This window comes from Mycobacterium sp. NGS40 (assembly GCF_059812735.1).
Genome location: NZ_JCALDG010000138.1, coordinates 1 through 335, shown reverse-complemented (window position 1 = coordinate 335; position 335 = coordinate 1). Strand labels below are relative to the sequence as shown.

At 63.3% G+C, this 335-nt stretch carries 1 protein-coding gene; it reads left to right on the top strand.

All coding sequences use genetic code 11. The annotated features are described in order from the left end of the window. Positions 1 to 335, top strand: a 335-nt coding sequence (locus tag AC5Y5O_RS32295) for an FAD-dependent oxidoreductase (RefSeq protein WP_500028784.1), incomplete at both ends; no start/stop codon positions are given.

Below are 335 nucleotides of genomic sequence, written 5' to 3'. Positions count from 1 at the left end.
GGAGAAAATGCTCGAGCTCGAAAAGTATGTACCGGGGTTCGCGCATGACGCCGCACTGATCGAAGCCCACGGTGTCAACCCGAACGCCGGGGTCGTCGACGCGTATTCGCATTTGGCACCCACCATCAATACCGACAGGTACCTGACCTGGCTGGCCAGCCAAGCCGAGGCCGAGGGTGTCAAGGCCATCCGGGCCAGTATCTCCGGTCCGCTCGAGGAACACGAGGATCGGTTGCTTTCCGAATACGGAGCTGACCTCATCGTCAACTGCAGCGGCCTGGGAGCGCGTCAGCTGGCCGGCGACCTGGCCATGGACCCGCACCGTGGAGCGCTGT